We start from the raw sequence: 23,226 nt of genomic DNA on the forward strand, positions 1-23,226 counted from the left end.
AGCGAAACGTATAGTCATGCCATCCAGAGGAGGGTGACATGACGGTACGTGCGGCGGTGGCCGGAGCGAGCGGATACGCGGGCGGAGAGGTCCTGCGGCTGCTCCTCGCGCACCCCGAGGTCGAGATCGGTGCCCTGACCGGCAACTCCAACGCCGGCCAGCGGCTCGGCGCGCTCCAGCCGCATCTGCTGCCGCTGGCCGACCGGGTGCTGACCGAGACCACACCCGAGGCCCTCGCGGGGCACGACGTCGTCTTCCTCGCCCTTCCGCACGGGCAGTCCGCCGCGGTCGCCGAGCAGCTCGGACCCGAGGTGCTCGTGGTCGACATGGGCGCCGACTTCCGGCTGAAGGACCCGGCCGACTGGGAGCGGTTCTACGGCTCCCCGCACGCCGGGACCTGGCCCTACGGCCTCCCCGAACTGCCGGGTGCCCGCGCCGCGCTGGAGGGGTCCAAGCGCATCGCGGTACCCGGTTGCTACCCGACGGCCGTCTCCCTCGCGCTCTTCCCGGCCTACGCCGCCGGGCTCGCCGAGGCCGAGGCCGTGATCGTCGCCTCCTCCGGCACCTCGGGCGCGGGCAAGGCGCCCAAGCCGCACCTGCTGGGCAGCGAGGTGATGGGCTCCATGTCGCCGTACGGCGTCGGCGGCGGCCACCGGCACACCCCCGAGATGATCCAGAACCTCAGCGCGGCGGCGGGGGAGCGGGTGACCGTCTCCTTCACGCCCACGCTCGCGCCGATGCCCCGCGGGATCCTCGCCACGTGCAGTGCGAAGGCGGTCCCCGGCGTGACCGCCGAGTCCGTGCGGGCCGCGTACCAGAAGGCCTTCGCCGACGAGCCGTACGTGCACCTCCTCCCCGAGGGGCAGTGGCCCGCCACCGCGTCCGTCCAGGGTTCCAACGCCGTTCAGGTGCAGGTCGCGTACGACGAGACAGCGGGGCGCATCATCGCGATCAGCGCCATCGACAACCTGACCAAGGGCACCGCGGGCGGTGCCGTGCAGAGCATGAACCTCGCCCTGGGGTTCCATGAGACCACCGGGCTTTCCACGATCGGAGTCGCACCGTGAGTGTCACGGCAGCCAAGGGATTCACGGCGGCGGGCATCGCCGCCGGGATCAAGGAGAACGGCAACCCGGACCTGGCCCTCGTGGTCAACACCGGGCCGCGCCGCGCCGCCGCGGGCGTCTTCACCTCCAACCGCGTCAAGGCGGCACCCGTGCTCTGGTCCGAGCAGGTACTCAAGGCCGGGCAGGTGTCGGCGGTCGTCCTCAACTCCGGTGGCGCCAACGCCTGTACGGGGCCGAAGGGCTTCCAGGACACCCACGCCACCGCCGAGAAGGCCGCCGAGGCACTGGGAAGGGGCGCGATCGAGGTCGCGGTCTGCTCCACCGGCCTCATCGGTGTGCTCCTGCCCATGGACAAGCTGCTGCCGGGCGTGGAGAAGGCCGCCGCCCAGCTCTCCGAGCACGGCGGTGAGAAGGCCGCCATCGCCATCAAGACCACGGACACCGTCCACAAGACGTCGGTCGTGACCAAGGAAGGCTGGACCGTCGGCGGCATGGCGAAGGGCGCGGGCATGCTCGCCCCCGGCCTCGCCACCATGCTGGTCGTCCTCACCACCGACGCCGACCTGGACGACACCACACTGGACAAGGCCCTGCGGGACGCCACCAAGGTCACCTTCGACCGGGTCGACTCCGACGGTTGCATGTCCACGAACGACACCGTGCTGCTGCTCGCCTCCGGCGCCTCCGAAGTCACCCCGGAGTACGCGGAGTTCGCCGAGGCGGTCCGCGAGGTCTGCGCCGACCTGGGCCGGCAGCTCATCGGCGACGCCGAGGGCGCCAGCAAGGACATCAAGGTCGAGGTGATCAACGCCGCGACCGAGGAGGACGCCGTCGAGGTGGGCCGCTCCATCGCCCGCAACAACCTCCTCAAGTGCGCCCTGCACGGCGAGGACCCCAACTGGGGCCGCGTGCTGTCCGCCATCGGCACCACGTCCGCCGCCTTCGATCCCGACCAGCTCAACGTCGCCATCAACGGCGTCTGGGTGTGCAAGAACGGTTCGGTGGGCGAGGACCGCGACCTCGTCGACATGCGCTACCGCGAGGTGCACATCGTCGCCGACCTCGCCGCCGGCTCCGAGACCGCCACCATCTGGACCAACGACCTCACCGCCGACTACGTCCACGAGAACAGCGCGTACTCCTCATGAGCAATGTGACCAGGAAACACACCGCTCTGCCCAAGGCCCAGATCCTCATCGAGGCGCTGCCCTGGCTGGTCCGGCACAACGGCAAGACCGTCGTCATCAAGTTCGGCGGCAACGCCATGATCGACGACGAGCTGAAGGCCGCGTTCGCCCAGGACGTCGTCTTCCTGCACCACGCCGGCCTCAGGCCCGTCGTCGTGCACGGCGGCGGCCCGCAGATCAGCGCCGCCCTCGACAAGCACGGCATCGTCAGCGAGTTCAAGGCCGGTCTGCGCGTCACCACCGAGGACGCCATGGACGTCGTACGCATGGTGCTCGCCGGACAGGTGCAGCGCGAACTGGTCGGGCTGCTCAACCAGCACGGGCCGCTCGCCGTCGGCCTCACCGGCGAGGACGCGCACACCATCACCGCCACCAGGCACCAGCCCGAGATCGACGGGGAGTTGGTCGACATCGGGCGGGTGGGCGAGATCACCGAGATCGACACGGGCGCCATCGAGGCGCTGCTCGCCGACGGCCGCATCCCGGTCGTCTCGTCGATCGCCCGTTCCCAGGACGACGGACATGTCTACAACGTCAATGCTGATACGGCGGCTGCGGCTCTCGCTGCGGCACTTGGCGCCGAAACCCTCATGGTCCTCACCGACGTCGAGGGCCTCTACGAGGACTGGCCGAACTCCGACGAGGTGATCAGCCGCCTCACCGCTTCCCAACTGGAGAAGCTGCTGCCGGAGTTGTCCGCCGGCATGGTGCCGAAGATGGAGGGCTGCCTGCACGCCGTGCGGGGCGGCGTGCAGACCGCGCGCGTCATCGACGGCCGGGTCCAGCACTCGATCCTGCTGGAGATCTTCACCGACGAAGGCATCGGCACGATGGTCGTGCCCGACGAGCAAGAGGGGGAGTCGTCATGAGCAACGAGGAACTGACCGCACGCTGGCAGGGCGCGCTCATGAACAACTACGGCACGCCGCGACTGCCCCTCGTGCGCGGTGCGGGCGCGAAGCTGTGGGACGCCGACGGCAAGGAGTACACCGACTTCGTCGGCGGCATCGCGGTCAACGCGCTCGGCCACGCCCACCCCGCCGTCGTCGAGGCCGTGAGCAAGCAGATCGCCTCCCTCGGCCACGTCTCCAACCTGTTCGTCGCCGAGCCGCCCGTCGCCCTCGCCGAGCGGCTGCTCCAGCTCTTCGGCCGGGACGGCAAGGTCTTCTTCTGCAACTCCGGCGCCGAGGCCAACGAGGGCGCCTTCAAGATCGGCCGGCTGACCGGGCGGACCCATATGGTCGCCACCCAGGGCGGCTTCCACGGCCGCACGATGGGCGCCCTCGCGCTCACCGGCCAGCCCGGCAAGCAGGAGCCCTTCCTGCCGCTGCCCGGCGACGTCACCCATGTGCCGTACGGCGACGCGCAGGCGCTGGCCGCCGCCGTCACCGAGGAGACGGCGCTCGTCGTCATCGAGCCGATCCAGGGCGAGAACGGAGTCGTGGTCCCGCCCGCCGGGTACCTGAAGGCGGCCCGCGCGATCACCGCGGCCACCGGGTCGCTGCTGGTCCTCGACGAGGTGCAGACCGGGGTCGGGCGTACCGGCAACTGGTTCGAGTACCAGGCCCACGAGGGCGTCCTGCCGGACGTCGTGACCCTCGCCAAGGGGCTCGGCGGCGGACTGCCGCTCGGCGCCACCGTCGCCTTCGGCCGCGCCGCCGAACTGCTTCAGCCCGGCCAGCACGGGACGACCTTCGGGGGCAACCCGGTCGCCTGCGCCGCCGGACTCGCCGTCCTCGACACCATCGCGAACGAGGGGCTGCTGCAGAACGTCAAGCGGCAGAGCGAGAAGTTGCGCGGCGGAATCGAGGCACTGGGCCACTCATTGATCGACCATGTCAGGGGTGCGGGCCTCCTCCTGGGTATCGTGCTCACCGAGCCGCTCGCGCCCCAGGTGCAGCAGGCGGCTCAGGAGGCCGGATTCCTGGTGAACGCGCCCGCCCCCGACGTCGTCCGGCTGATGCCACCGCTGAACCTCGGCGACGACGAGGCGGACGCCCTTCTCCAGGCACTGCCCGGCATCCTCGACGCAGGTCACGGGGACGGACGAGCCGGAGAATGAGGCGACGATGAGTCAGGCGCAGGACCACGAGCAGCCCGGGGGGCCTGCCGTGCCGCAGACCCGAACCGCCCGCCACCGCCGGATCGTGGACATCCTCAACCGGCAGCCGGTGCGCTCGCAGAGCCAGCTGGCGAAGCTGCTCGCCGACGACGGGCTGAGCGTCACCCAGGCGACGCTCTCCCGGGACCTCGACGAGCTGAACGCGGTGAAGATCCGTAACACCGACGGCGACCTGATCTACGCGGTGCCGAGCGAGGGGGGCTTCCGTACGCCTCGCGCTCCGCTGGGGGGGGTCGGCGAAGGAGGAGCGGATGCGGCGCCTGTCACAGGAGCTGCTGATCTCCGCGGAGGCCTCGGCGAACCTCGTGGTCCTTCGCACCCCGCCCGGCGCGGCCCAGTTCCTCGCCTCGGCGATCGACCAGGCCGAGCTGCACGACATCCTCGGCACGATCGCGGGCGACGACACGTTGCTGCTCATCAGCCGGGAGGCGACGGGTGGGCAAGCCCTGGCGGACCACTTGCTGAGGCTGGCTCAGAACGGCCACTGAGTGGGGTGGTGGCGGTGGTGTGCCGACTGCGGGTGCGGTGGGGGCTGGTCGCGCAGTTCCCCGCGCCCCCTGGTCGGCCTAGCTGCGGGCAGTCGTGCCGCTGGGGCGGCACGGGTGGGCGCAGCGGCTCCCCGCCAACGCGGGCAAGTGAAGCCCCCGCCCGAGCAGGAACCCCGGCCGGCTGGGAACCCCGCTCAGCCCAAACGCGCTGCCAGGCCCCCGGTACACCGCACTTCATCCCCCGCGGTGATCAGTAAAGCCTCCACACCCGGCAGGGATTCCAGCCAGGCCAGCCCCTCCCGCGACCCCATCGCGAACGCGGCGGTGGCCCAGGAGTCGGCCCAGGTCAGCCGGGGGCCGACCACGGTCACCGCGACCAGGTCCGTGACCGCCGACTTCCCGGTCCGCGGGTCCACGATGTGCGCGCCCCGCTCCGCCGTACCGGACGTGGCCACGGCCAGCTCCTCCACCCCGGTGGAGGAGATCACGGCCGCCAGCCCCCCGGGCCGCAGCGGGTCCGACACCCCGACCCGCCAGGGCCGGTGCGGCTCGGGCGCGCCGAGCATCTGGACGTCCCCGCCGCCGTTGACGCTGACGCCGGTCACTCCGGCCGCCTCCGCGATCCGCCGCGCGCAGCGCTCCGCGGCCCAGCCCTTGACGATCCCGGTCGGGTCCAGCCGGCCCCCGTACGTCATGCTGAACCAGCCGCCGCTCTCCCGCTCCGCCACGGCGCCCAGTTCGAGCACCTCGGCGACCTCGGCATCGCAGCCGGCCACGGTCACCTCGCCCCGCGCCAGCCGTGACACCTGGCTGTCCTCGCGGTAGGTGCTGAACACCTCGTCGACCCGGTGCAGCCCGGCGACCGCCTCGTCGAGGGCCGCGCGCACGGCATGCGGTTCCCCGCCGCGGACGTCGAAGGAGAAGACCGTCCCCATGACCTCCTCCGCGTGACGCACCGCGGCGGGAGCTTCCGGTGACTCCGCCACCGTGTCAGCCACCGGCCTGGTCCAGCGCGGACTGGAGGGACTGTTTGTAGCCGGTGCTGGTGTACGTCGCCCCGGACACGGAGTCGATGTTCGCGGTCCCGGCCGCCACCGCCTCCTGGTTGAGCTTCGGCACGGACAGCGCGGTCTTCTGGTCGCTGGTGCCGCCCTTGGGCGCCTGCACCGCCTCCGCCTTGGTCACCTTGCCGTTCGCGACGGTGATCCGGACCTGCACCGGCCCGTACTGGGTCTGGGCGACCTTGCCGGTGAGCACACGGCTCGCCTGGGCCGCACCACCGGAGGACGACGACCCGCCGCCACTCTGCGAGGAGGACGCCTTCACCTTGTCCAGCGCGGACTGGAGCGACTTCTTGTACCCGGTGCTGGTGTACGTCGCCCCGGACACGGAGTCGATGTTCGCGGTCCCGGCCGCCACCGCCTCCTGGTTGAGCTTCGGCACGGACAGCGCGGTCTTCTGGTCGCTGGTGCCGCCCTTGGGCGCCTGCACCGCCTCCGCCTTGGTCACCTTGCCGTTCGCGACGGTGAGGCGCACCTGGACCGGGCCGTACTGGGTCTGCACCACGTCACCGGTGACGGCGCCCGTCCCGGCGGCCGCCGCCCCGCCCTGCGGGGACTCCTGTCCCGCCGCGGTCTGCTGCGGGGCCGCGCCGGCCGCCTGCGCGGAGGTTGGATCCGAGGCCGGCTTCAACGCCAGCAGCAGCACGACGCCGGACACGGTGGCGGCGGTGGCGAGCACGACGCGCCGAATGGGGTGGCTCTTCCTCATCGTTCCTGAGCTCCTGATTTCCCGTGGGTTTCCCGACGATTCCCGTCGCTCACATCTCGAACGACTCGTGATGGATGCGGCGGGCGGGAACCCCCGCGCCGCGCAGTGCTTCGTACACTCCCTGCGCGAACCCGGGCGGGCCGCACATGAAGACGTCGTGGTTCTCGACGTCCGGGATCTTCCGCTGGAGGTTCTCCGCGGAGATGTCCGGCCGCTCGCCCTCGGGGCTGTTGACCGCGTACATCAGCCGGGCGCCGCGTTCCTTGGCGATGGCGGCCAGCTCGTCCCACAGGGCGAGGTCCTGGGTGGTGTTGGCCCGGTAGAGGAGCGTGATGTCCCCGGCGCCGCCCGGCAGCGTCTCGAACAGCGTGCGCATCGGCGTGATGCCGACCCCGCCCGCGACCAGCAGCACCTTGCCGCGGCTGCGGCGCTGGGCGGTCATCGCGCCGTACGGACCCTCGGCCCACACCCGGGTGCCGGGCGTCAGCTCGCGCAGCCGGGCGGTGTGGTCGCCGATCGCCTTCACGGTGATCCGCAGCATGTCCGGGCGGGGCGGCGCGGACAGCGAGTACGGGTGGGAGCTGAACCGCATGCCCGGCGCCAGGAACCGCCACCGGAAGAAGTGCCCGGCCTCGGCGCCCATCCGGTGCAGCTTCCGCCCGCTGATCAGCACCGACACGATGCCCGGCGTCTCCTCGATGACCGCCTGCACGCGCATGCGGTGACGCAGGTTCAGCCGGATCGGGACGAGGATCCGGTACCAGATCACCAGCGCGGTGACCGTGCCGTACAGGCCGTACCAGAAGGTCTTCGCGGTCGGTTCGATCGCGAAGTCGTTGCCCGTCGTGATCTGGTGCCAGAACGTCAGGAACACCGCCCCGTACGTGAACACGTGCACGTGGTACCAGGCGTCGTACGGCAGCCTGCGGCGGACCGGGCCGATCGAGGTCAGCCCGATGACCACGAACAGGCCCGTGCCGATGGCGGCCTTGCCCATGTCCGGGAGCTGGTTGATGGAGTCGATGGTCTGCTGGACGATGTCGCCGAGCGACTTGCCCGCCTGGAGTGCGTAGCCCCACATGATCAGGAAGACGTGGGCGAAGACCAGGCAGAGCGTGTAGCGGCCGCTCATCGCGTGCCAGCGGGCCACCCGGTCGGAACCGACCCGGCGCTCCAGCGCGGGCACCCGGGCCATCTGGAGCACGACCAGGGCCATCAGGTATCCGGCGAGCAGACCGGTGATCCGGCCGGCGTTGAGGATCTTGCTGTTGTCGTCGGCGATGGACGGCGTGTTGTGCCACCACAGCCACAGCACGCCCGCCGCGCCCGCCCAGACGGCGAGCAACAGCGGGACGGCCGGGGAGCGGCGCGGACGGATGCGGCGCATCGTCTGGCGGCGGGCGGCGCGTCCGCCTGCGATCGTGGTGGTCACGGTTCCTCCGTGGGGACTTGACCCTTGGCGCCCACAGATACGTGCCGTGACGCGGGAGTGTTCAGAAACCGGCCGAGTCCAGTGCGGACTGGAGTGACTGGCGGTAACCCTCACTCGTGTACGTGGCTCCCGAGACGGTGTCGATGTCGGCGCTCTGCGCGGCCAGCGCCTCGCGCCGCAGTTGGGGGATGGCGTAGCTGTTGATCTCCTGGTCGCGCGGGTTCTCCGTCGGATAGGTGACCGCGGTCACCTCGGTGAGCTTGCCGCCCTTCACCGTGATCCGCACCTGGACGGGGCCCCAACGGGTCTGGACCGTGTCGCCCGTGGCGGACTTGGTGCCGGTGGAGCCCGATCCACCGGACCCGCCGGAGCCGCCCGATCCACCGGACCCGCCGGGGGCCGCGGTCGTGCTGCTCGACGGCGCCGGGGACGACGCGCTCACGGTGAGGCCGGGGCTGTCGTGCGGCTTCAGCGACAGCAGCAGCACCATCCCGGAGACGGTGGCGGCACTGGCCAGCACGATGCGGCGCAGGGGGCGGTTCTTCTTCAACGCGTGCACTTCTACTGCCTCTCTACTGCCTCACAGCTCGAACGACTCGTGGTGGATGCGGCGGTCCGGCACCCCGGCGGCGCGCAGCTCCCGGTACAGCTCCTGGGCGAAGCCGTGCGGCCCGCAGATGTACACGTCGTGCTCGGCGAGACCGGGGACGGTGGCGGCCAGCGCCGCGGCCGTGAACCTCGGGCGCTCGCCCCGCGGCCCGTTGAGCGCGTACAGCACCTTCGCCCCGCGCCAGTCCGCGATGCGCTCCAGCTCGCCGCCCAGGGCGAGGTCCTCGGCCGTACGGGCCCGGTACAGGAGGGTGACGTCACCGGGCAGCGTCTCGAACAGCGCCCGCAGCGGGGTGATGCCGACGCCGCCCGCGATCAGCAGCGACCGGTGGGTGGTGGCCCGGTCCGCGGTCAGGGAGCCGTACGGGCCCTCCGCCCACACCCGGGTACCCGGCCGCAGCAGGGGGACGGCCGCGCTGTGGTCGCCCAGCGCCTTCACCGTGATCCGCATCAAGTCCGGGCGGGGCGGCGCGGACAGCGAGTACGGCGTCGACGCCCAGCCCATGCCCTCGCCGAGGAACCGCCAACGGAAGAACTGCCCGGGCCGCGCGCCCAGCTCGTCCAGCCGCCGCCCGCGCACGACGACCGAGTACACGCCCGGCGCCTCCTTGTGCACCGACTCCACCTGCAGCCGGTGCCGCAGGTTGAGCCGCACCGGCGCGAGGATCCGGTACCAGAGCACCAGCGCGGCCACGCCCAGGTACAGGGCGTACCAGGCGGCCGTGGACACCGGCTTGCCGTTGAAGTCGTTCCCCAGCGACAGCTGGTGGAAGAAGGCCAGGAAGACGGCGGCGTACGTGAGCAGGTGCACGTAGTACCAGAACTCGTAACTGGTCCGGCGGCGCACGGCCCGCGCGGAGGTGATGCCGACCGCGAAAAGGATCACCGTGCCGGCCGTCGCCATCAGCATGTCCGGATAGTCCAGGATCACGGTGAGCGTCTCGTGCACGATCGAGGCGCGGTCCTGGGCGGCGTACCCGGTCAGGATCAGCACGACGTGCGCGACGAGCAGGCAGACCGTGTACCGGCCCGCCATCGCGTGCCAGCGGGCCACCCGGTCCGAGCCGATCCGCCGCTCCAGCAGCGGCACCCGGGCCATCAGCCCGACCAGTACCGCGCAGGAGTACCCGCACAGCAGCCCGGCGATCCGCCCGGCCCCGGTCAGCCAGCCCTCGGTGCCGACCACCGAGCCGGTGTCCGTCCACCACAGGACCAGCACGGCCGCCGCCCCCGCCCAGAGCAGGGCGAGCAGCGGGCCCGCGGGGGAGCTGCGGGGGGCGGGCAGCACGGGCGGTGCCGTCCGCCGCTCGTACACGGTGGTCATGAGGCGGGTCCTTTCTGCCGTTCGGTACGCAACTGTGCGCGGCGGACCTCTGAGCCAGCTCTGAGCGGGCCCGTTCCCAGCCCACTCAGAGGAAACTCAGAGCTTCGGCGGACGTCGGGCACCCCGGGCAGGGGTGATCCTGGAAGGGCGATGAACACGACCCGCTCCGGCCGCCCGGCCTTCACCCGACCCGACGGCACCCCGCTGCGCGTCCTCGTCGTCGACGACGACCCCGACCTCGCCGAGGTGCTCACCGGCGCCCTGCGCTACGAGGGCTGGGAGGTACGCGCGGCCGGCGACGGCGCTTCGGCGCTCGCCGCGGCGCGCGAGCTGCTGCCCGACGCCGTCGTCCTCGACGTGATGCTCCCCGACACCGACGGCTTCGCCGTGCTGCGCAGCCTGCACGGGGTGAAGCCCGACGTCTGCGTGCTCTTCCTCACCGCCCGGGACGCGGTGGAGGACCGTATCGCGGGCATCACGGCGGGCGGCGACGACTACGTCACCAAGCCGTTCAGCCTGGAGGAGGTCGTCGCCCGGGTGCGCGGCCTGCTGCGCCGGGCCGGCATGGCCCGGCAGCTGGACGAGGGACCGCGGCTGATCGTGGGCGACCTGGTCATGGACGAGGAGTCCCACGAGGTGACCCGGGGCGGAGAGCTGATCGAGCTGTCCCCGACCGAGTTCGAGCTGCTGCGCTTCCTCATGCGCAACCCCCGCCGGGTGCTCAGCAAGGCGCAGATCCTCGACCGGGTGTGGTCGTACGACTTCGGCGGCCGGGCCCATGTCGTCGAGCTGTACATCTCCTACCTGCGCAAGAAGGTGGACGCGGGCCGCGAGCCCATGATCCACACGGTGCGCGGGGCGGGCTATGTGCTCAAGCCGGTGATCAAGTGAGGTACCCGCGCCGCCTGCCCCGGCCCCGCACCCTGCGGGCCCGGCTCACCGTCGGCCTGGTGGTGCTGCTGGCGGTCAGCTGCGCGGCGGTCGGGCTCGCCGCGGTGGTGGAGCTGAACGGCTTCCTGACCCAGCGCCTCGACCAGCAGCTCGAACAGGTCGGTACCCGGTTCCCGCAGAGCCTGGAGCACGGTGGCAAGCTGCCGGACGATCACGACGGGGACGAGCACGGCGACGACCGCAGGCAGGCGACGGGCACCTTCGGCGCGCGTCTGGTGGACGGGAGAGTCACCAACGCGGCCGTCGTCCGCCCCGGCGGCATCGAGAACGTGATCGGCAGGCTGACCGACAGGGACAGGAAGCAACTCGCTGCGGTCGGCACCGACGGCAGAGCCCACAGCGTCGAACTCGCGCCGCTGGACGACTACCGGGTCCACGCGATCCAGGGCATCGACGGCGACGTCCTGATCACCGGGCTGCCCCTGGAACCCGTGCAGGCCGCCGTGCACCGCCTGGAACTGGTCGCCGGGATCGTCTTCGGGCTCGCCCTGGCCGCCACCGGCGTGATCGGCGCGCTCTGGGTGCGCTGGTCGCTCAGGCCGCTGAGCCGGGTCGCGGCGACCGCCACCCGGGTCAGCGAACTCCCGCTCGCCAGCGGCGAGGTCACCCTGCCGCCGCGCGCCCCCGAGTCCGACCCGCGCAGCGAGGTGGGCCGGGTGGCGGCGGCCTTCGACCGGATGCTGGGCCACGTCGAGGACGCCCTGACCAAACGGCACGCCAGCGAGGAGCGGCTACGCAGTTTCGCGGCCGACGCCAGCCACGAGCTGCGCACCCCGGTCGCCTCGGTACGCGGCCACGCGGAACTCGCCCTGCTGCACCCCGGGCCGGTGCCGGCGGAGGTCGAGCGGGCCCTGGTGCGCATCGCCGCCGAGTCCTCCCGCATGGGCGAGATGGTCGACGACCTGCTCCTGCTCGCCCGCCTGGACGCCGGCCGCCCGCTGGAGCGCCGTCCCGTCGACCTCACCCACCTCGTCCTCGACGCCGTCACCGACGCCCGCGCGGCCGGCCCGGGCCACCGCTGGACCATGGAGCTCCCCGAGGACCCGGTGACCGTGACCGGTGACGCCCACCGCCTCCACCAGGTGCTGGCCAACCTGCTGGCCAACGCCCGGCTGCACACTCCCGCCGGCACCAAGGTGTCGGTGTCCCTGGAGACCGACGGCACGGGGGCCCGCCTGGAGGTCCACGACGACGGCCCCGGTGTCCCCGAGGAGGTACAACCCGGCGTCTTCGAACGCTTCACCCGGGCCGAACACCGCCGCCGCACGGATGCCTCCGGCGGCGGAGCGGGGCTGGGTCTGGCGATCGTGGCGGCGGTGGTGGAGGCGCACGGGGGCACCGTGGGGCTGGAGAGCCGGCCGGGCAGCACGACGTTCACGGTGCGGTTGCCGCTGGGTGACGTCAGTACCGGGTGAGGGCCAGTTCCCCGCTCTCCGTGCCCGTGGCGAGGTGCGGCCCGCGCGCGGGATCCACCCACTGCAGGATCCGCCGCATGGCGTCCTGAGGCACCGACACACAACCGGCCGTCGCCCCGGCCCCGTTGACGTGCAGGAAGATGCCGGCGCCGCGGCCCCGCTCGGGATGCTCGTAGTTGAAGCCGATGACGAGCGCGTGCGCGTACTGCGTCCCGTAGTCGACGAGGTGCTCGGACTCGGTGGCCCGGCAGTCGGCGGGCAGGGGCTCGGTCCAGCGGTTGTAGGAGCCGGAGTCGTTGTCCTGGCACCACCAGGAGTCCGTGTGGACCGGACGGTAGGGCATCCTCGTCCCGTCCGGCGCCGCCGTGGTGCCGAAGGCGAACGGCAGGTCGTAGAGCCCGGTGGGCGTCGTGTTCGTGCCCTGGGTCCGGGTGGCTCCCTCGACGAGTCCGCGCGCGCCGAAGCGCGCCGGTGCGGAACCCGTCTGCTCCCACCGCCCGTCCCGCAGATCCCACCAGAGAAGCGTGCCCGTCGTGGAGCCGGCGTCCGGCGCCTGAGCCGTGATCAGCTGGGTGCCGCCACCGGTGTCCGCCATCCGGGCGGGCAGCGGCTCCGGGTCACCGCGGGGCGCGGCACCGAGCAGCAGGAGGGACAGGGACGCGAGGGCGATGACACCGGGGCGCATGGCTCAGACGCTAGAGGGCGGCAGCGGCAACGGCAGCCCGGGTAGGCCGTCCAGGCTGCTGGCGACGTGGTCCTTCTTGCTGAAGTACTCGCTGAGCGAGGCGTCGTCCTCGCGGGCGAAGCGCTTTCCGTGCAGGTCGCGGTCCGTCTCGTAGGCCATGAAGGGCACCGCGTACCCGCAGGTGTCCCGGACGAGCTCGGCGTGCACGACGATGATCGCGCGCAGCCCGTGCCGGCCCGGGTCGATGTCCGGGAAGCGGGTGAGCAGTTCCCGGAAGCGGGGATCGTCGCGGAAGACCGGCTCGCCCCGGCCGTGCACCCGCACGATGTTCGGCGGGCCCTGGAAGGCGCACCACATCAGGGTGATCCGCCCGTTCTCCCGCAGATGGGCGATGGTCTCCGCGTTGGACCCGGCGAAGTCGAGATACGCCACGGTGTGGTCGTCGAGCACCGCGAAGGAGCCCTTGAGGCCCTTGGGGGAGAGGTTGACCGTGCCGTCGCCGGAGAGCGGAGCGGTCGCGGTGAAGAAGAGGGGTTGTTCTTCGATGAACGTACGGAGCCTGCCGTCTATGCCCTCATAGGTCTTTCCCATGGTTGACGATTATCGGCGAATTCCTTTCGGCTGTCTAAGGAATTCGCCGTTCGGTCGCGGCTCGACCGCGGCCGCCCCGGCCGGCGCTCACTCGGGGCGGCCACGGCTGCCTGTCACGTCACTTGTTGAGCGTGCAGGCAGCCAGGGAGTCGAGACCGGCCGGCTTGGCGGCGGTGCGGCCGATCGCGGTGGCGATGCGGTCGACGGTGGACTTCCGCTTGTCGGCCAGCGGGCCGAGGATCGCGTTCTGCACGAAGTTGGGGCCGCCCTGGCCGACGGTGTCCTGCAGTCGCTTGTTGGCCTCGTCGATCTGCGTCTGGAGCAGGGTGAGGTTGCGGTCCACCTCGGCCTGCGCGGAGGCCGGGATCGCCGGGAGCTGCGACTTCACGTCGGGGCAGGTGATGGTGCCCGCTGCGCCGCCGGCGCCGGCGTTGCCGGTCTCGCCGCCCGCCTGCTGGGTGGCCGCGGCCGAGGCCTCGCCGGTCGCGGCGCCCGCACCGGAACCGTTCGCGTCGTTGCCGGCCGCGTTTTCGCCGTTCGCGTTGTTACCGTTCGCGTTGTTACCGGCCGCGTTGTTGCCGGTCGCGTTGGTGCCGCCCCCGTTCAGGGTGCAGGTGGCGAGGGAGTCGAGGCCGGCCGGCTTGGCGGCGGTGCGGCCGATCGCGGTGGCGATGCGGTCGACCGTGGACTTCCGCTTGTCGGCCAGCGGGCCGAGGATCGCGTTCTGCACGAAGTTGGGGCCGCCCTGGCCGACGGTGTCCTGCAGTCGCTTGTTGGCCTCGTCGATCTGCGTCTGGAGCAGGGTGAGGTTGCGGTCCACCTCGGCCTGCGCGGAGGCCGGGATCGCCGGGAGCTGCGACTTCACGTCGGGGCAGGTGATGGTGCCGGCGCTGGCGAGGGTGCGCGCGTTCGTGGCGTCGTTGCTCTTGTCGGGCGTCCCGGCGAGCGCGGTGGTGGCGATCACCGCGCCGGACAGCACCACGGCGGCAGCGCCGCCGATGATCGCCACGCGACGCTTGTTGTACTTCGGAAGGGCCCTGGACATGCGGATGCCTCACTTGGGTCAGAGGTGGGTGTAACCAACGCGGGGTTTCAAACGCGGCGCCAGCGTTCGGAGTTGAGTACGGGAAAGCGGTTTCGTCTGTTCAACGCGCCCACAGAATCTTCCGAGATTGACGAATCATGCAGAGTGCTGCATACTCATGCATGTCAGCGAATGCACTGTGAGGAGAAACCCGTGACCGAGCGCGTCGTACTCGCCTACTCAGGCGGTCTGGACACCTCCGTCGCCATCGGCTGGATCGCCGAGGAGACGGGCGCCGAGGTCATCGCCGTTGCGGTCGACGTCGGCCAGGGCGGCGAGGACCTGGACGTCATCCGCAAGCGCGCTCTCGCCTGCGGTGCGGTCGAGGCCGAGGTCGCCGACGCCAAGGACGAGTTCGCCGACGAGTACTGCCTCCCGGCGATCAAGGCCAACGCCCTCTACATGGACCGCTACCCGCTGGTCTCCGCCCTCTCCCGGCCGACGATCGTCAAGCACCTCGTCGCCGCCGCCAAGAAGCACGGCGCCACCACGGTCGCCCACGGCTGCACCGGCAAGGGCAACGACCAGGTCCGCTTCGAGGCCGGCATCGTCGCCCTCGCCCCCGACCTCAAGTGCATCGCCCCGGTCCGCGACTACGCGATGACCCGGGACAAGGCGATCGCCTTCTGCGAGGACAAGCAGCTCCCGATCGCCACCACCAAGAAGTCCCCCTACTCCATCGACCAGAACGTCTTCGGGCGCGCGGTCGAGACGGGCTTCCTGGAGGACATCTGGAACGCCCCGATCGAGGACATCTACGAGTACACCTCCAACCCCGCCACCCCGCGCGAGGCCGACGAGGTGGTCATCACCTTCAAGGAGGGCGTCCCGGTCGCCATCGACGGCAAACCCGTCACCGTCCTCCAGGCCATCCAGCAGCTCAACGAGCGGGCCGGCGCCCAGGGCATCGGCCGGATCGACATGGTCGAGGACCGCCTCGTCGGCATCAAGTCCCGCGAGGTGTACGAGGCTCCCGGCGCGATCGCCCTGATCACCGCCCACCAGGAGCTGGAGAACGTCACCGTCGAGCGCGAACTCGCCCGCTACAAGCGGCAGGTCGAGCAGCGCTGGGGCGAACTGGTCTACGACGGCCAGTGGTTCTCCCCGCTCAAGCGCGCCCTCGACGGCTTCATCAACGAGGCCAACCAGCACGTCTCCGGCGACATCCGGCTGACCCTGCACGGCGGCCGCGCGGTCGTCACCGGCCGGCGCTCCGAGTCGTCCCTGTACGACTTCAACCTCGCCACCTACGACACCGGCGACACCTTCGACCAGGCCGCGGCCAAGGGCTTCATCGACATCTACAGCCTGTCGTCGAAGATCGCCGCCAAGCGCGACCTCGCGTAACGCCATCGGTCACCTCGCACGCACTAGCCTGACAACCGCCTCCCCATGCACGTCGTGGGGAGGCGGTGGCACATCCACACCTCCGAGGAGCAACCCAAGTGAGCAGCAACAGCGGTGACGTACGGCTCTGGGGCGGCCGTTTCGCCGACGGCCCCGCCGAGGCCCTGGCGAAGCTGTCCGCGTCCGTCCACTTCGACTGGCGGCTCGCGCCCTACGACATCGCCGGTTCCCGCGCCCACGCGCGCGTGCTGCACAAGGCGGGGCTGCTCACCGAGGACGAGCTGACCCGGATGCTCGCCGGGCTCGACCGGCTCGAGGCGGACGTGGCGTCGGGCGACTTCACGGGCACCATCGCCGACGAGGACGTCCACACCGCCCTGGAGCGCGGCCTGCTGGAGCGCCTCGGCCCCGACCTCGGCGGCAAGCTCCGCGCGGGCCGTTCCCGGAACGACCAGGTGGCGACCCTCTTCCGGATGTACCTGCGCGACCACGCCCGCGTCATCGGCGGCCTGATCGCCGACCTCCAGGACGCCCTGATCGGCCTCGCCGAGGCACACCCGGACGTGGCGATGCCCGGCCGCACCCACCTCCAGCACGCCCAGCCGGTGCTCTTCGCCCACCACGTCCTGGCCCATGTGCAGTCCGCGTCCCGGGACGCCGAGCGGCTGCGCCAGTGGGACGAGCGGACGGCGGTGTCGCCGTACGGCTCCGGCGCCCTGGCGGGCAGCAGCCTCGGCCTGGACCCGGAGGCGGTCGCCAGGGACCTCGGCTTCGAGCACGGCAGCGCCGGCAACTCCATCGACGGCACGGCCTCCCGGGACTTCGTCGCCGAGTTCGCCTTCATCACGGCGATGATCGGGGTCAACCTGTCCCGTGTCTCCGAGGAGATCATCATCTGGAACACGAAGGAGTTCTCCTTCGTGACCCTGCACGACGCGTTCTCCACGGGCTCGTCGATCATGCCGCAGAAGAAGAACCCGGACATCGCGGAGCTGGCGCGCGGCAAGAGCGGCCGTCTCATCGGCAACCTCACCGGACTCCTGGCCACCCTCAAGGCCCTGCCCCTCGCCTACAACCGCGACCTCCAGGAGGACAAGGAGCCGGTCTTCGACTCCTGCGACCAGCTGGAGGTGCTGCTTCCCGCGTTCACCGGCATGATCGCCACCCTCACCGTCAACCGCGAGCGCATGGAGGAGCTGGCCCCGGCCGGCTTCTCGCTCGCCACCGACATCGCGGAATGGCTGGTCAAGCAGGGCGTGCCGTTCCGCGTCGCGCACGAGGTGGCCGGCGAGTGCGTGAAGGTGGCCGAGGCCGAGGGCAAGGAGCTGGACGAGCTGACGGACGAGCAGTTCGCCAAGATCAGCTCTCACCTCACCCCCGAGGTCCGCTCGGTCCTCAACGTCCCCGGCGCCCTCGCCTCCCGCAACGGCCGCGGTGGTACGGCACCCAGCGCGGTCGCCGTCCAGCTGGCCGAGGTCAAGGCGGACGTGGCGGCGCAGCACGCGTGGGCGGACGCCAAGAAGTAGCGGGCGCAGAGAAACAGTAGGAGCCAAGAAGCAGCAGGCCGTCACGCATACCCGGGGCGTCGCGGGTTAGGTTGGTCCGGAGCCGGATGGAGCCGACCGAACGGAGCCCGCGATGCCCTTCGCACGACTGGCCTCGGCCACGACTCCCACCTGCCACATCGGCCTGGGCCTCGCCGCCGTCGGCCGGCCCGGCTACATCAACCTCGGCCGCGAGCGGGACCTCCCCGCGGACCGGACCGTCGAGGCCCTGCGCGAGCGCACCCACGAGCTCCTGGACGCCGCCTACGCCCAGGGCGTCCGGTACTTCGACGTGGCCCGCTCCTACGGCCGTTCCGAGGAGTTCCTCGCCGGCTGGCTGAGTGCCCGGCCGGACGTCGCCGACGTCGTCGTCGGCAGCAAATGGGGCTACACCTACACCGCGGGCTGGTCCACCGACGCCGAACGGCACGAGGTCAAGGACCACGGCCTCGCCACCTACGAGCGGCAGCGAGCCGAGAGCGCCGAGCTGCTCGGCGACCGGCTCGACCTCTACCAGATCCACTCGGTGACCCCGGACAGCCCCGCCCTCACCGACAAGGAACTGCACGCCAGGCTGGCCGAGGCCGCCGCGCAGGGACTCACCGTCGGCTTCTCCACCAGCGGCCCGGCCCAGGCCGACGCCATCCGCGCCGCCCTCGCCGTGACCGTCGACGGCGAGCCCCTCTTCCGTACGGTCCAGTCGACGTACAACGCGCTGGAGACCTCCGCCGACCCCGCCCTGGCCGAGGCGCACGAGGCCGGGCTCACCGTGATCGTCAAGGAGGGCATGGCCAACGGCCGGCTCGCCGAGCCGCACGCACCCGAGGAACTGAGGGCCGTGGCCGCGGAGACCGGCCTGGGCTGCGACGCGGTCGCCCTGGCGCTGATCCTCCGCCGGCCGTGGGCCGGGGTGGTCCTCTCCGGCGCGGCCACCCTGAACCAGCTCGCCTCCAACCTGCACGCCGCCGCCGTGGACCTCGACGAGGCCCAGCTCACCCGTCTCACCGCCCTCGTCGAGGAGTCGGGGTCGTACTGGGAGCGGCGCGGACAGCTGCCCTGGCACTGACCGAAGACCGAACCCCCTGCCTGACCAGTGGCTACGAGCGGCCGACGTGAGGCGCATACGCCTCGTGTGAGACATCAATGTCTCACATGGGCTATTCTCGTCTCATGGCTGTCGACCGTGCCCATGTGCTGCGCAGCGCCGCCGCGCTGCTGACCCGTAGATCCACCGCGACCATGGACGAGGTCGCCAAGGCCGCCGGGATCAGCCGTGCCACCCTGCACCGCCACTTCGCCGGGCGCGACGCGCTCGTCCGGGCGCTGGAGGCGCTCGGCATCGAGGAGTGCGACGCCGCGCTGGACGGTGCACGGCTCGACGAGGGGCCGGCCCAGGACGCCCTGCGCAGGTTCGTGAAGGAGATCGAACCGGCCGCCGGACTGATCGCCTTCCTCTACTCCGAGAACCAGCTCTTCGAGGGCGAGGAGCAGAACGAGGGCTGGTCCCGGCTCGACGACCGCGTCTCCGCCCTGTTCCGGCGCGGCCAGCTCAGCGGCGAGTTCCGCATCGACCTCACCCCCGCCTGGCTGACCGAGGCGCTCTACGGCCTGCTGGCCTCCGGCGTCTGGGTCGTACAGAGCGGCAAGGGCGCCCCCAAGGACTTCCACCACATGATCGTCGAGCTGCTGCTCGGCGGTGCGCTACGGAGAGAGGAATCATGACCAGCACCCTGCGGCCGGTGGCAGCGACGCGGGAGGCGGAGAAGCGCCCGGACCGCTGGCTCGCGCTCTGTGTCCTCGTGCTCGCCGTGCTGCTCGTGGCCGTGGACGCGACGGTCCTCGGCCTCGCCACCCCGTACATCAGCGAGGACCTCCAGCCGACCGGCACCCAGCTGCTGTGGATCGGCGACGTCTACTCCTTCGTCATCGCCGGTCTGCTGGTCTCCATGGGCAGCCTCGGCGACCGCATCGGCCGGAAGCGCATCCTGCTCGGCGGCGCGACCGTGTTCGGCGCGATATCCGTCCTCAACGCCTACGCCACGACGCCCGAGCTGATGATCCTGGCGCGGGCGCTGCTCGGCGTGGCCGGTGCCACCCTGATGCCCGCCACGCTGGCCCTGATCCGCAATCTCTTCCACGACCCGCGCGAGCGGAGCCTCGCCGTCGGCATCTGGGGCGCCACCGCCTCCGCCGGCACGGCGGTCGGCCCCATCGTGGGCGGTTTCCTGCTGGAGCACTTCTGGTGGGGCTCGGTCTTCCTGATCAACCTGCCCGTGATGGCGGTCCTGGTCCTGGTCGGCATCCGGACGCTGCCCGAGTCCCGCAACCCCGACCCCGGCCCCTGGGACCTGATCAGCGTGGTCCTGTCCCTGGTCGGCATGATCGCCCTGGTGTACGCGGTCAAGGAGGCCGCCACCCACGGGTTCACAAGTGCCACGCTCGGCGCGGGCCTGCTGGGCGCGGCGGCCCTGTACGGGTTCGTACGCCGCCAGTTCACGCTCCCGGTCCCGCTGCTGGACGTGCGCCTCTTCCGCAACCGGGGCCTCAGCGGCGCGGTCCTGGCAGACCTGCTCACCATCCTCGGCCTGTCCGGACTGGTGTTCTTCCTCTCCCAGTACCTGCAACTCGTGCAGGGCAGGCACCCGTTCGAGGCGGGGCTCGCGGAACTGCCCGCCGCCGTCGGCGCGGTGGCGGCGGGCCTGGTCGCGGGCCGCGCGGCCCGGCGCTTCTCGGTCCGGTCCGTGGTCTCCGGCGGCCTCGCGGCCATGGGTCTCGCCCTGGCCGCGCTGACGACGCTGGGCCAGTCGACCGGCTACCCGGTAATCGGCGCCGCGCTCCTGGTCGTCGGCGTCGGCGCGGGATTCTCCTTCACCGTCACCGCCGACGTCATCCTCGCCGGCGTACCCAAGGAACAGGCGGGCGCCGCCTCCGCGGTCTCCGAAACGGCCTACGAACTCGGCGCCGCCCTCGGCATCGCCCTGCTCGGCTCGATCATGACGGCCGCGTACCGCGACTTCACCGGCCCGCCCGGCACCCCCGAGGGGGCACACGAGTCACTGGGCGCGGCGGTGGAGGCGTCGACGAGCATGCCCCCGCACCCGGCGGCGGCCCTCCTCGACGCGGCCCGCGACTCCTTCGTCCACGGCCTGCACCTGGCCGCGGGCGCGGGCGCGGCGGTCCTGCTGGCGACAGCGGTGGGGGCGTGGTTCCTGCTGAAGGGACAGAAGCTGGACAGCACGGGCTGAGTGAAGCGCGCCCCAAAGGGGCGCGGGGCTGTGTCGATATGCGGCTCCGCCGCGTGGGCGCGACCAGCCCCCACACACCTGTACTTGACGTACTGCCGAACCGCCGGAGGCGTCAGGCGGCCTTGGCCTTGGTCGCATACATGTCCACGTACTCCTGCCCGGAAAGCCGCATGACCTCGGCCATCACCGAGTCGGTCACGGCCCGAAGCACATACCGGTCCCGGTCCATCCCCTCGTACCGCGAGAACTCCATCGCCTCGCCGAAGCGAACCGTCACGCGGCCGGGCCGCGGAATACCCCGCCCCCCCGGCTGCAACTTGTCCGTGCCGATCATCGCGAAGGGAACCACCGGCGCCCCGGTCATCAGCGTCAGCCGCGCGATACCGGTACGCCCCCGGTACAGACGGCCGTCAGGCGACCGTGTGCCCTCGGGGTAGATCCCGAAGATCTTCCCCTCCTCCAGCACCCGCCGCCCGGTCATCAGCGCGGCCACGCCACCGCGCCCGCCGTCACGGTCGACGGGGATCATGCCGACGCCGGTGAAGAACCACGCCATCAGCCGGCCCTTGAGGCTCTTGCCGGTGACGTACTCGTCCTTGCCGATGAAGAAGACCTGACGGTCGCACACCAGGGGGAGGATCATCGAGTCGATGAACGTGAGGTGGTTGCCGGCCAGGATGACCGGGCCGTCGCCCGGGATGTGCTCCACGCCCTCCACCCGTGGGCGGAACATCAGGCGCATGATCGGTCCGAGCACTGCCTTGATGAGCGCGAAGCGGGACAACGGGTCCTCCGATGTCAAGGGGCCGGTATGTGTATGTGCAGGTGAGGACGATACTCGCGACGTGCTGCGAAGCGCACATCGGGGACGTCCGGTTCACCGATGTCTTACGCACTGTTGACGCGGGTTTACCTGCGGCACCGTACCGACGACTGGCCGTAACGCCACCGCGACGATGTGACGGACCTCGCTCCAGAGCCTTGTTCCGGCGGGTACCCGGGTCCCGCCGGCCGAAGCCGACGGATCGTCACATCTTGCCCGCGATACGCCATCTGGCGTCACCCACCTGTTCGGACCAGCGTCTCCCGCGGGTCATGTCCACGGACCTACCATCGGCCCGCACCGACGGCTCACGGCAGGAGGACCCTGATGGAAACCCGGGACTCGAACGAACGGGACGCGAACGCGCGGGCGCACGGCACCGGACGGCGGGCACTGCTCGGCGCCGCGGTGCTCGGCGCGGGCGGAGCGGTCCTCGGGCTGCCCGGCGCGGCCAGAGCCACGGAGGAGAAGGTGAGCGGGGGGAGGGGCCTCAAGAGCCTGCCCGTGCCGACGATCATCGGCCACCGGGGTGCCAGCGGCTACCGGCCCGAGCACACCTTCGGCTCGTACCAGCTGGCCCTGGACCTCGGCGCGGACGTCGTCGAGGCGGGCGACCTGGTGCCCACCAGGGACGGTCACCTCGTCTGCCGTCACGAGCCGGAGATCGGCGGCACCACGGACGTCGCCTCCCATCCGGAGTTCGCCGGCCGCAGGACCACCAAGGTCCTCGACGGGGTCTCCACCACGGGCTGGTTCACCGAGGACTTCACGCTCGCCGAGCTGAAGACGCTGCGCGCCATCGAGCGCATCCCGGCCAACCGCCCGCACAACACCCTCTACGACGGACGCTGGGAGATCCCCACCTTCGAAGAGGTCCTGAAGTGGCAGGACGAGCAGACCCGCAAGCGCGGCAAGCAGGTGTGGATCTACCCCGAGACCAAGCACCCCACCTACTTCCGGGGGCTCGGCCTCGGCCTCGAGGAACGGGTGGCCAAGCTGCTGCGCAAGCACGGCAAGGACAAGCGGACCTCGCCGGTCATCCTCCAGTCCTTCGAGCCGAGCAGCATCCAGCGCCTGAACACGCTGGTGGACAACCCCCTCGTCGTCCTGCTCTCCGCCGCGAACACGCAGCCCTACGACTTCGTCGCGACGGGCGACCCGCGCACGGTGGCCGACCTCATCACGCCGAAGGGCCTCAGGGAGATCGCCGGTTACGCGCAGGGCATCGGCCCGACCCTGGACCTGGTCATCCCCAAGGACGCGAGCGGCAGGCTCACCACGCCGACCACCCTGGTCAAGGACGCCCACGCGGTGGGCCTGGTCCTGCACCCGTACACCATGCGCAACGAGAACCCCTTCCTCCCGGCCGAGTTCCGCAAGGGCACCGAGGCGGACGCCTACGGTGACGCCTTCGGGGCGTTCAAGACGTACTTCGCGACCGGTATAGACGGCGTGTTCACCGACAACGCGGACACCGGTGTGCTGGCCCGCGCCGACTTCGTCAACGGCTGACCCGCCCGGCCCCTCGTTCGAGGGACTCGC

General features: G+C 71.3%; 21 protein-coding genes and 1 pseudogene. 13 read left to right on the plus strand and 9 right to left on the minus strand.

Annotated elements, in window-relative coordinates; translation table 11 throughout:
• Positions 1-38: 38 nt before the first annotated feature.
• The 5 genes and pseudogenes from argC to ACH45E_RS17985 all read left to right on the plus strand — a co-directional run bounded on the left by argC (position 39) and on the right by ACH45E_RS17985 (position 4,864).
• Positions 39-1,067, plus strand: coding sequence for an N-acetyl-gamma-glutamyl-phosphate reductase (argC, locus tag ACH45E_RS17965; protein WP_361440905.1), 1,029 nt, complete (start codon positions 39-41; stop codon positions 1,065-1,067).
• Complete coding sequence (gene argJ / locus ACH45E_RS17970; RefSeq protein ID WP_361440908.1) at positions 1,064-2,215, plus strand: bifunctional glutamate N-acetyltransferase/amino-acid acetyltransferase ArgJ; 1,152 nt, start codon at positions 1,064-1,066, stop codon at positions 2,213-2,215. Before argC ends, argJ begins: the two co-directional genes overlap by 4 nt.
• A complete protein-coding gene (gene argB / locus ACH45E_RS17975) occupies positions 2,212-3,123 on the plus strand; it encodes an acetylglutamate kinase (RefSeq protein ID WP_361440911.1) in 912 nt (303 codons plus the stop codon). The genes argJ and argB overlap by 4 nt, the downstream gene beginning before the upstream one ends.
• On the plus strand, positions 3,120-4,316 hold the full coding sequence (locus ACH45E_RS17980; RefSeq protein ID WP_361440914.1) for an acetylornithine transaminase: 1,197 nt from the start codon (positions 3,120-3,122) through the stop codon (positions 4,314-4,316). The genes argB and ACH45E_RS17980 overlap by 4 nt, the downstream gene beginning before the upstream one ends.
• A gap of 7 nt (positions 4,317-4,323) precedes the next feature.
• Positions 4,324-4,864: pseudogene (locus ACH45E_RS17985) on the plus strand (arginine repressor).
• A 194-nt stretch (positions 4,865-5,058) separates the two neighbouring features.
• Here ACH45E_RS17985 and ACH45E_RS17990 read toward each other — a convergent pair.
• The 5 genes from ACH45E_RS17990 to ACH45E_RS18010 form a co-directional block, all read right to left on the minus strand.
• A complete protein-coding gene (locus ACH45E_RS17990; RefSeq protein ID WP_361440918.1) occupies positions 5,059-5,862 on the minus strand; it encodes an FAD:protein FMN transferase in 804 nt (267 codons plus the stop codon).
• The gene (locus tag ACH45E_RS17995; protein ID WP_361440921.1) at positions 5,855-6,634 is read right to left on the minus strand and encodes an FMN-binding protein; all 780 of its coding nucleotides are present in this window, start codon (positions 6,632-6,634) and stop codon (positions 5,855-5,857) included. The genes ACH45E_RS17990 and ACH45E_RS17995 overlap by 8 nt, the downstream gene beginning before the upstream one ends.
• Before the next feature lie 49 nt (positions 6,635-6,683).
• The gene (locus tag ACH45E_RS18000; RefSeq protein WP_361440924.1) at positions 6,684-8,066 is read right to left on the minus strand and encodes a ferredoxin reductase family protein; all 1,383 of its coding nucleotides are present in this window, start codon (positions 8,064-8,066) and stop codon (positions 6,684-6,686) included.
• 61 nt (positions 8,067-8,127) lie between these two features.
• A complete protein-coding gene (locus ACH45E_RS18005; protein ID WP_361440927.1) occupies positions 8,128-8,625 on the minus strand; it encodes an FMN-binding protein in 498 nt (165 codons plus the stop codon).
• A 21-nt stretch (positions 8,626-8,646) separates the two neighbouring features.
• Entirely contained in the window at positions 8,647-9,999 is a 1,353-nt protein-coding gene (locus tag ACH45E_RS18010; protein ID WP_361440930.1) for a ferredoxin reductase family protein, read from the minus strand.
• Positions 10,000-10,149: 150 nt separating this feature from the next.
• Here ACH45E_RS18010 and ACH45E_RS18015 point away from each other — a divergent pair, with 150 nt between their 5' ends.
• Positions 10,150-10,890, plus strand: a complete 741-nt coding sequence (locus tag ACH45E_RS18015) for a response regulator transcription factor (RefSeq protein WP_361440933.1) — start codon at positions 10,150-10,152, stop codon at positions 10,888-10,890.
• Positions 10,887-12,365: a HAMP domain-containing sensor histidine kinase gene (locus ACH45E_RS18020; RefSeq protein ID WP_361440936.1), complete on the plus strand. Its 1,479-nt coding sequence runs from the start codon at positions 10,887-10,889 to the stop codon at positions 12,363-12,365. Before ACH45E_RS18015 ends, ACH45E_RS18020 begins: the two co-directional genes overlap by 4 nt.
• On the opposite strand, the gene ACH45E_RS18025 is transcribed toward ACH45E_RS18020, so the two are convergent.
• The 3 genes from ACH45E_RS18025 to ACH45E_RS18035 form a co-directional block, all read right to left on the minus strand.
• Entirely contained in the window at positions 12,352-13,050 is a 699-nt protein-coding gene (locus ACH45E_RS18025) for a L,D-transpeptidase family protein (RefSeq protein ID WP_361440939.1), read from the minus strand. The genes ACH45E_RS18020 and ACH45E_RS18025 overlap by 14 nt on opposite strands.
• A gap of 3 nt (positions 13,051-13,053) precedes the next feature.
• Positions 13,054-13,641, minus strand: a complete 588-nt coding sequence (locus ACH45E_RS18030; RefSeq protein WP_361440942.1) for a pyridoxamine 5'-phosphate oxidase family protein — start codon at positions 13,639-13,641, stop codon at positions 13,054-13,056.
• A gap of 118 nt (positions 13,642-13,759) precedes the next feature.
• Positions 13,760-14,686, minus strand: a complete 927-nt coding sequence (locus tag ACH45E_RS18035) for a hypothetical protein (protein ID WP_361440945.1) — start codon at positions 14,684-14,686, stop codon at positions 13,760-13,762.
• A gap of 192 nt (positions 14,687-14,878) precedes the next feature.
• On the opposite strand from ACH45E_RS18035, the gene ACH45E_RS18040 reads away from it, so the two are divergent.
• From ACH45E_RS18040 to ACH45E_RS18060, 5 genes are all read left to right on the plus strand, one after another.
• Entirely contained in the window at positions 14,879-16,072 is a 1,194-nt protein-coding gene (locus tag ACH45E_RS18040; RefSeq protein ID WP_361440948.1) for an argininosuccinate synthase, read from the plus strand.
• Positions 16,073-16,170: 98 nt separating this feature from the next.
• On the plus strand, positions 16,171-17,598 hold the full coding sequence (gene argH / locus ACH45E_RS18045; protein WP_361440951.1) for an argininosuccinate lyase: 1,428 nt from the start codon (positions 16,171-16,173) through the stop codon (positions 17,596-17,598).
• Between the two features lie 112 nt (positions 17,599-17,710).
• Complete coding sequence (locus ACH45E_RS18050; protein WP_361440954.1) at positions 17,711-18,682, plus strand: aldo/keto reductase; 972 nt, start codon at positions 17,711-17,713, stop codon at positions 18,680-18,682.
• A 104-nt stretch (positions 18,683-18,786) separates the two neighbouring features.
• Positions 18,787-19,338, plus strand: a complete 552-nt coding sequence (locus tag ACH45E_RS18055; RefSeq protein WP_361440957.1) for a helix-turn-helix domain-containing protein — start codon at positions 18,787-18,789, stop codon at positions 19,336-19,338.
• Entirely contained in the window at positions 19,335-20,861 is a 1,527-nt protein-coding gene (locus ACH45E_RS18060) for an MFS transporter (protein ID WP_361440960.1), read from the plus strand. Before ACH45E_RS18055 ends, ACH45E_RS18060 begins: the two co-directional genes overlap by 4 nt.
• A 112-nt stretch (positions 20,862-20,973) precedes the next feature.
• On the opposite strand, the gene ACH45E_RS18065 is transcribed toward ACH45E_RS18060, so the two are convergent.
• Complete coding sequence (locus ACH45E_RS18065; RefSeq protein WP_361441477.1) at positions 20,974-21,645, minus strand: lysophospholipid acyltransferase family protein; 672 nt, start codon at positions 21,643-21,645, stop codon at positions 20,974-20,976.
• Positions 21,646-22,011: 366 nt separating this feature from the next.
• Here ACH45E_RS18065 and ACH45E_RS18070 point away from each other — a divergent pair, with 366 nt between their 5' ends.
• Entirely contained in the window at positions 22,012-23,196 is a 1,185-nt protein-coding gene (locus ACH45E_RS18070; RefSeq protein ID WP_361440963.1) for a glycerophosphodiester phosphodiesterase, read from the plus strand.
• Positions 23,197-23,226 lie beyond the last annotated feature (30 nt).

The organism is Streptomyces sp. NPDC020299 (assembly GCF_044387825.1).
In the GTDB taxonomy this organism is placed as follows: domain Bacteria; phylum Actinomycetota; class Actinomycetes; order Streptomycetales; family Streptomycetaceae; genus Streptomyces.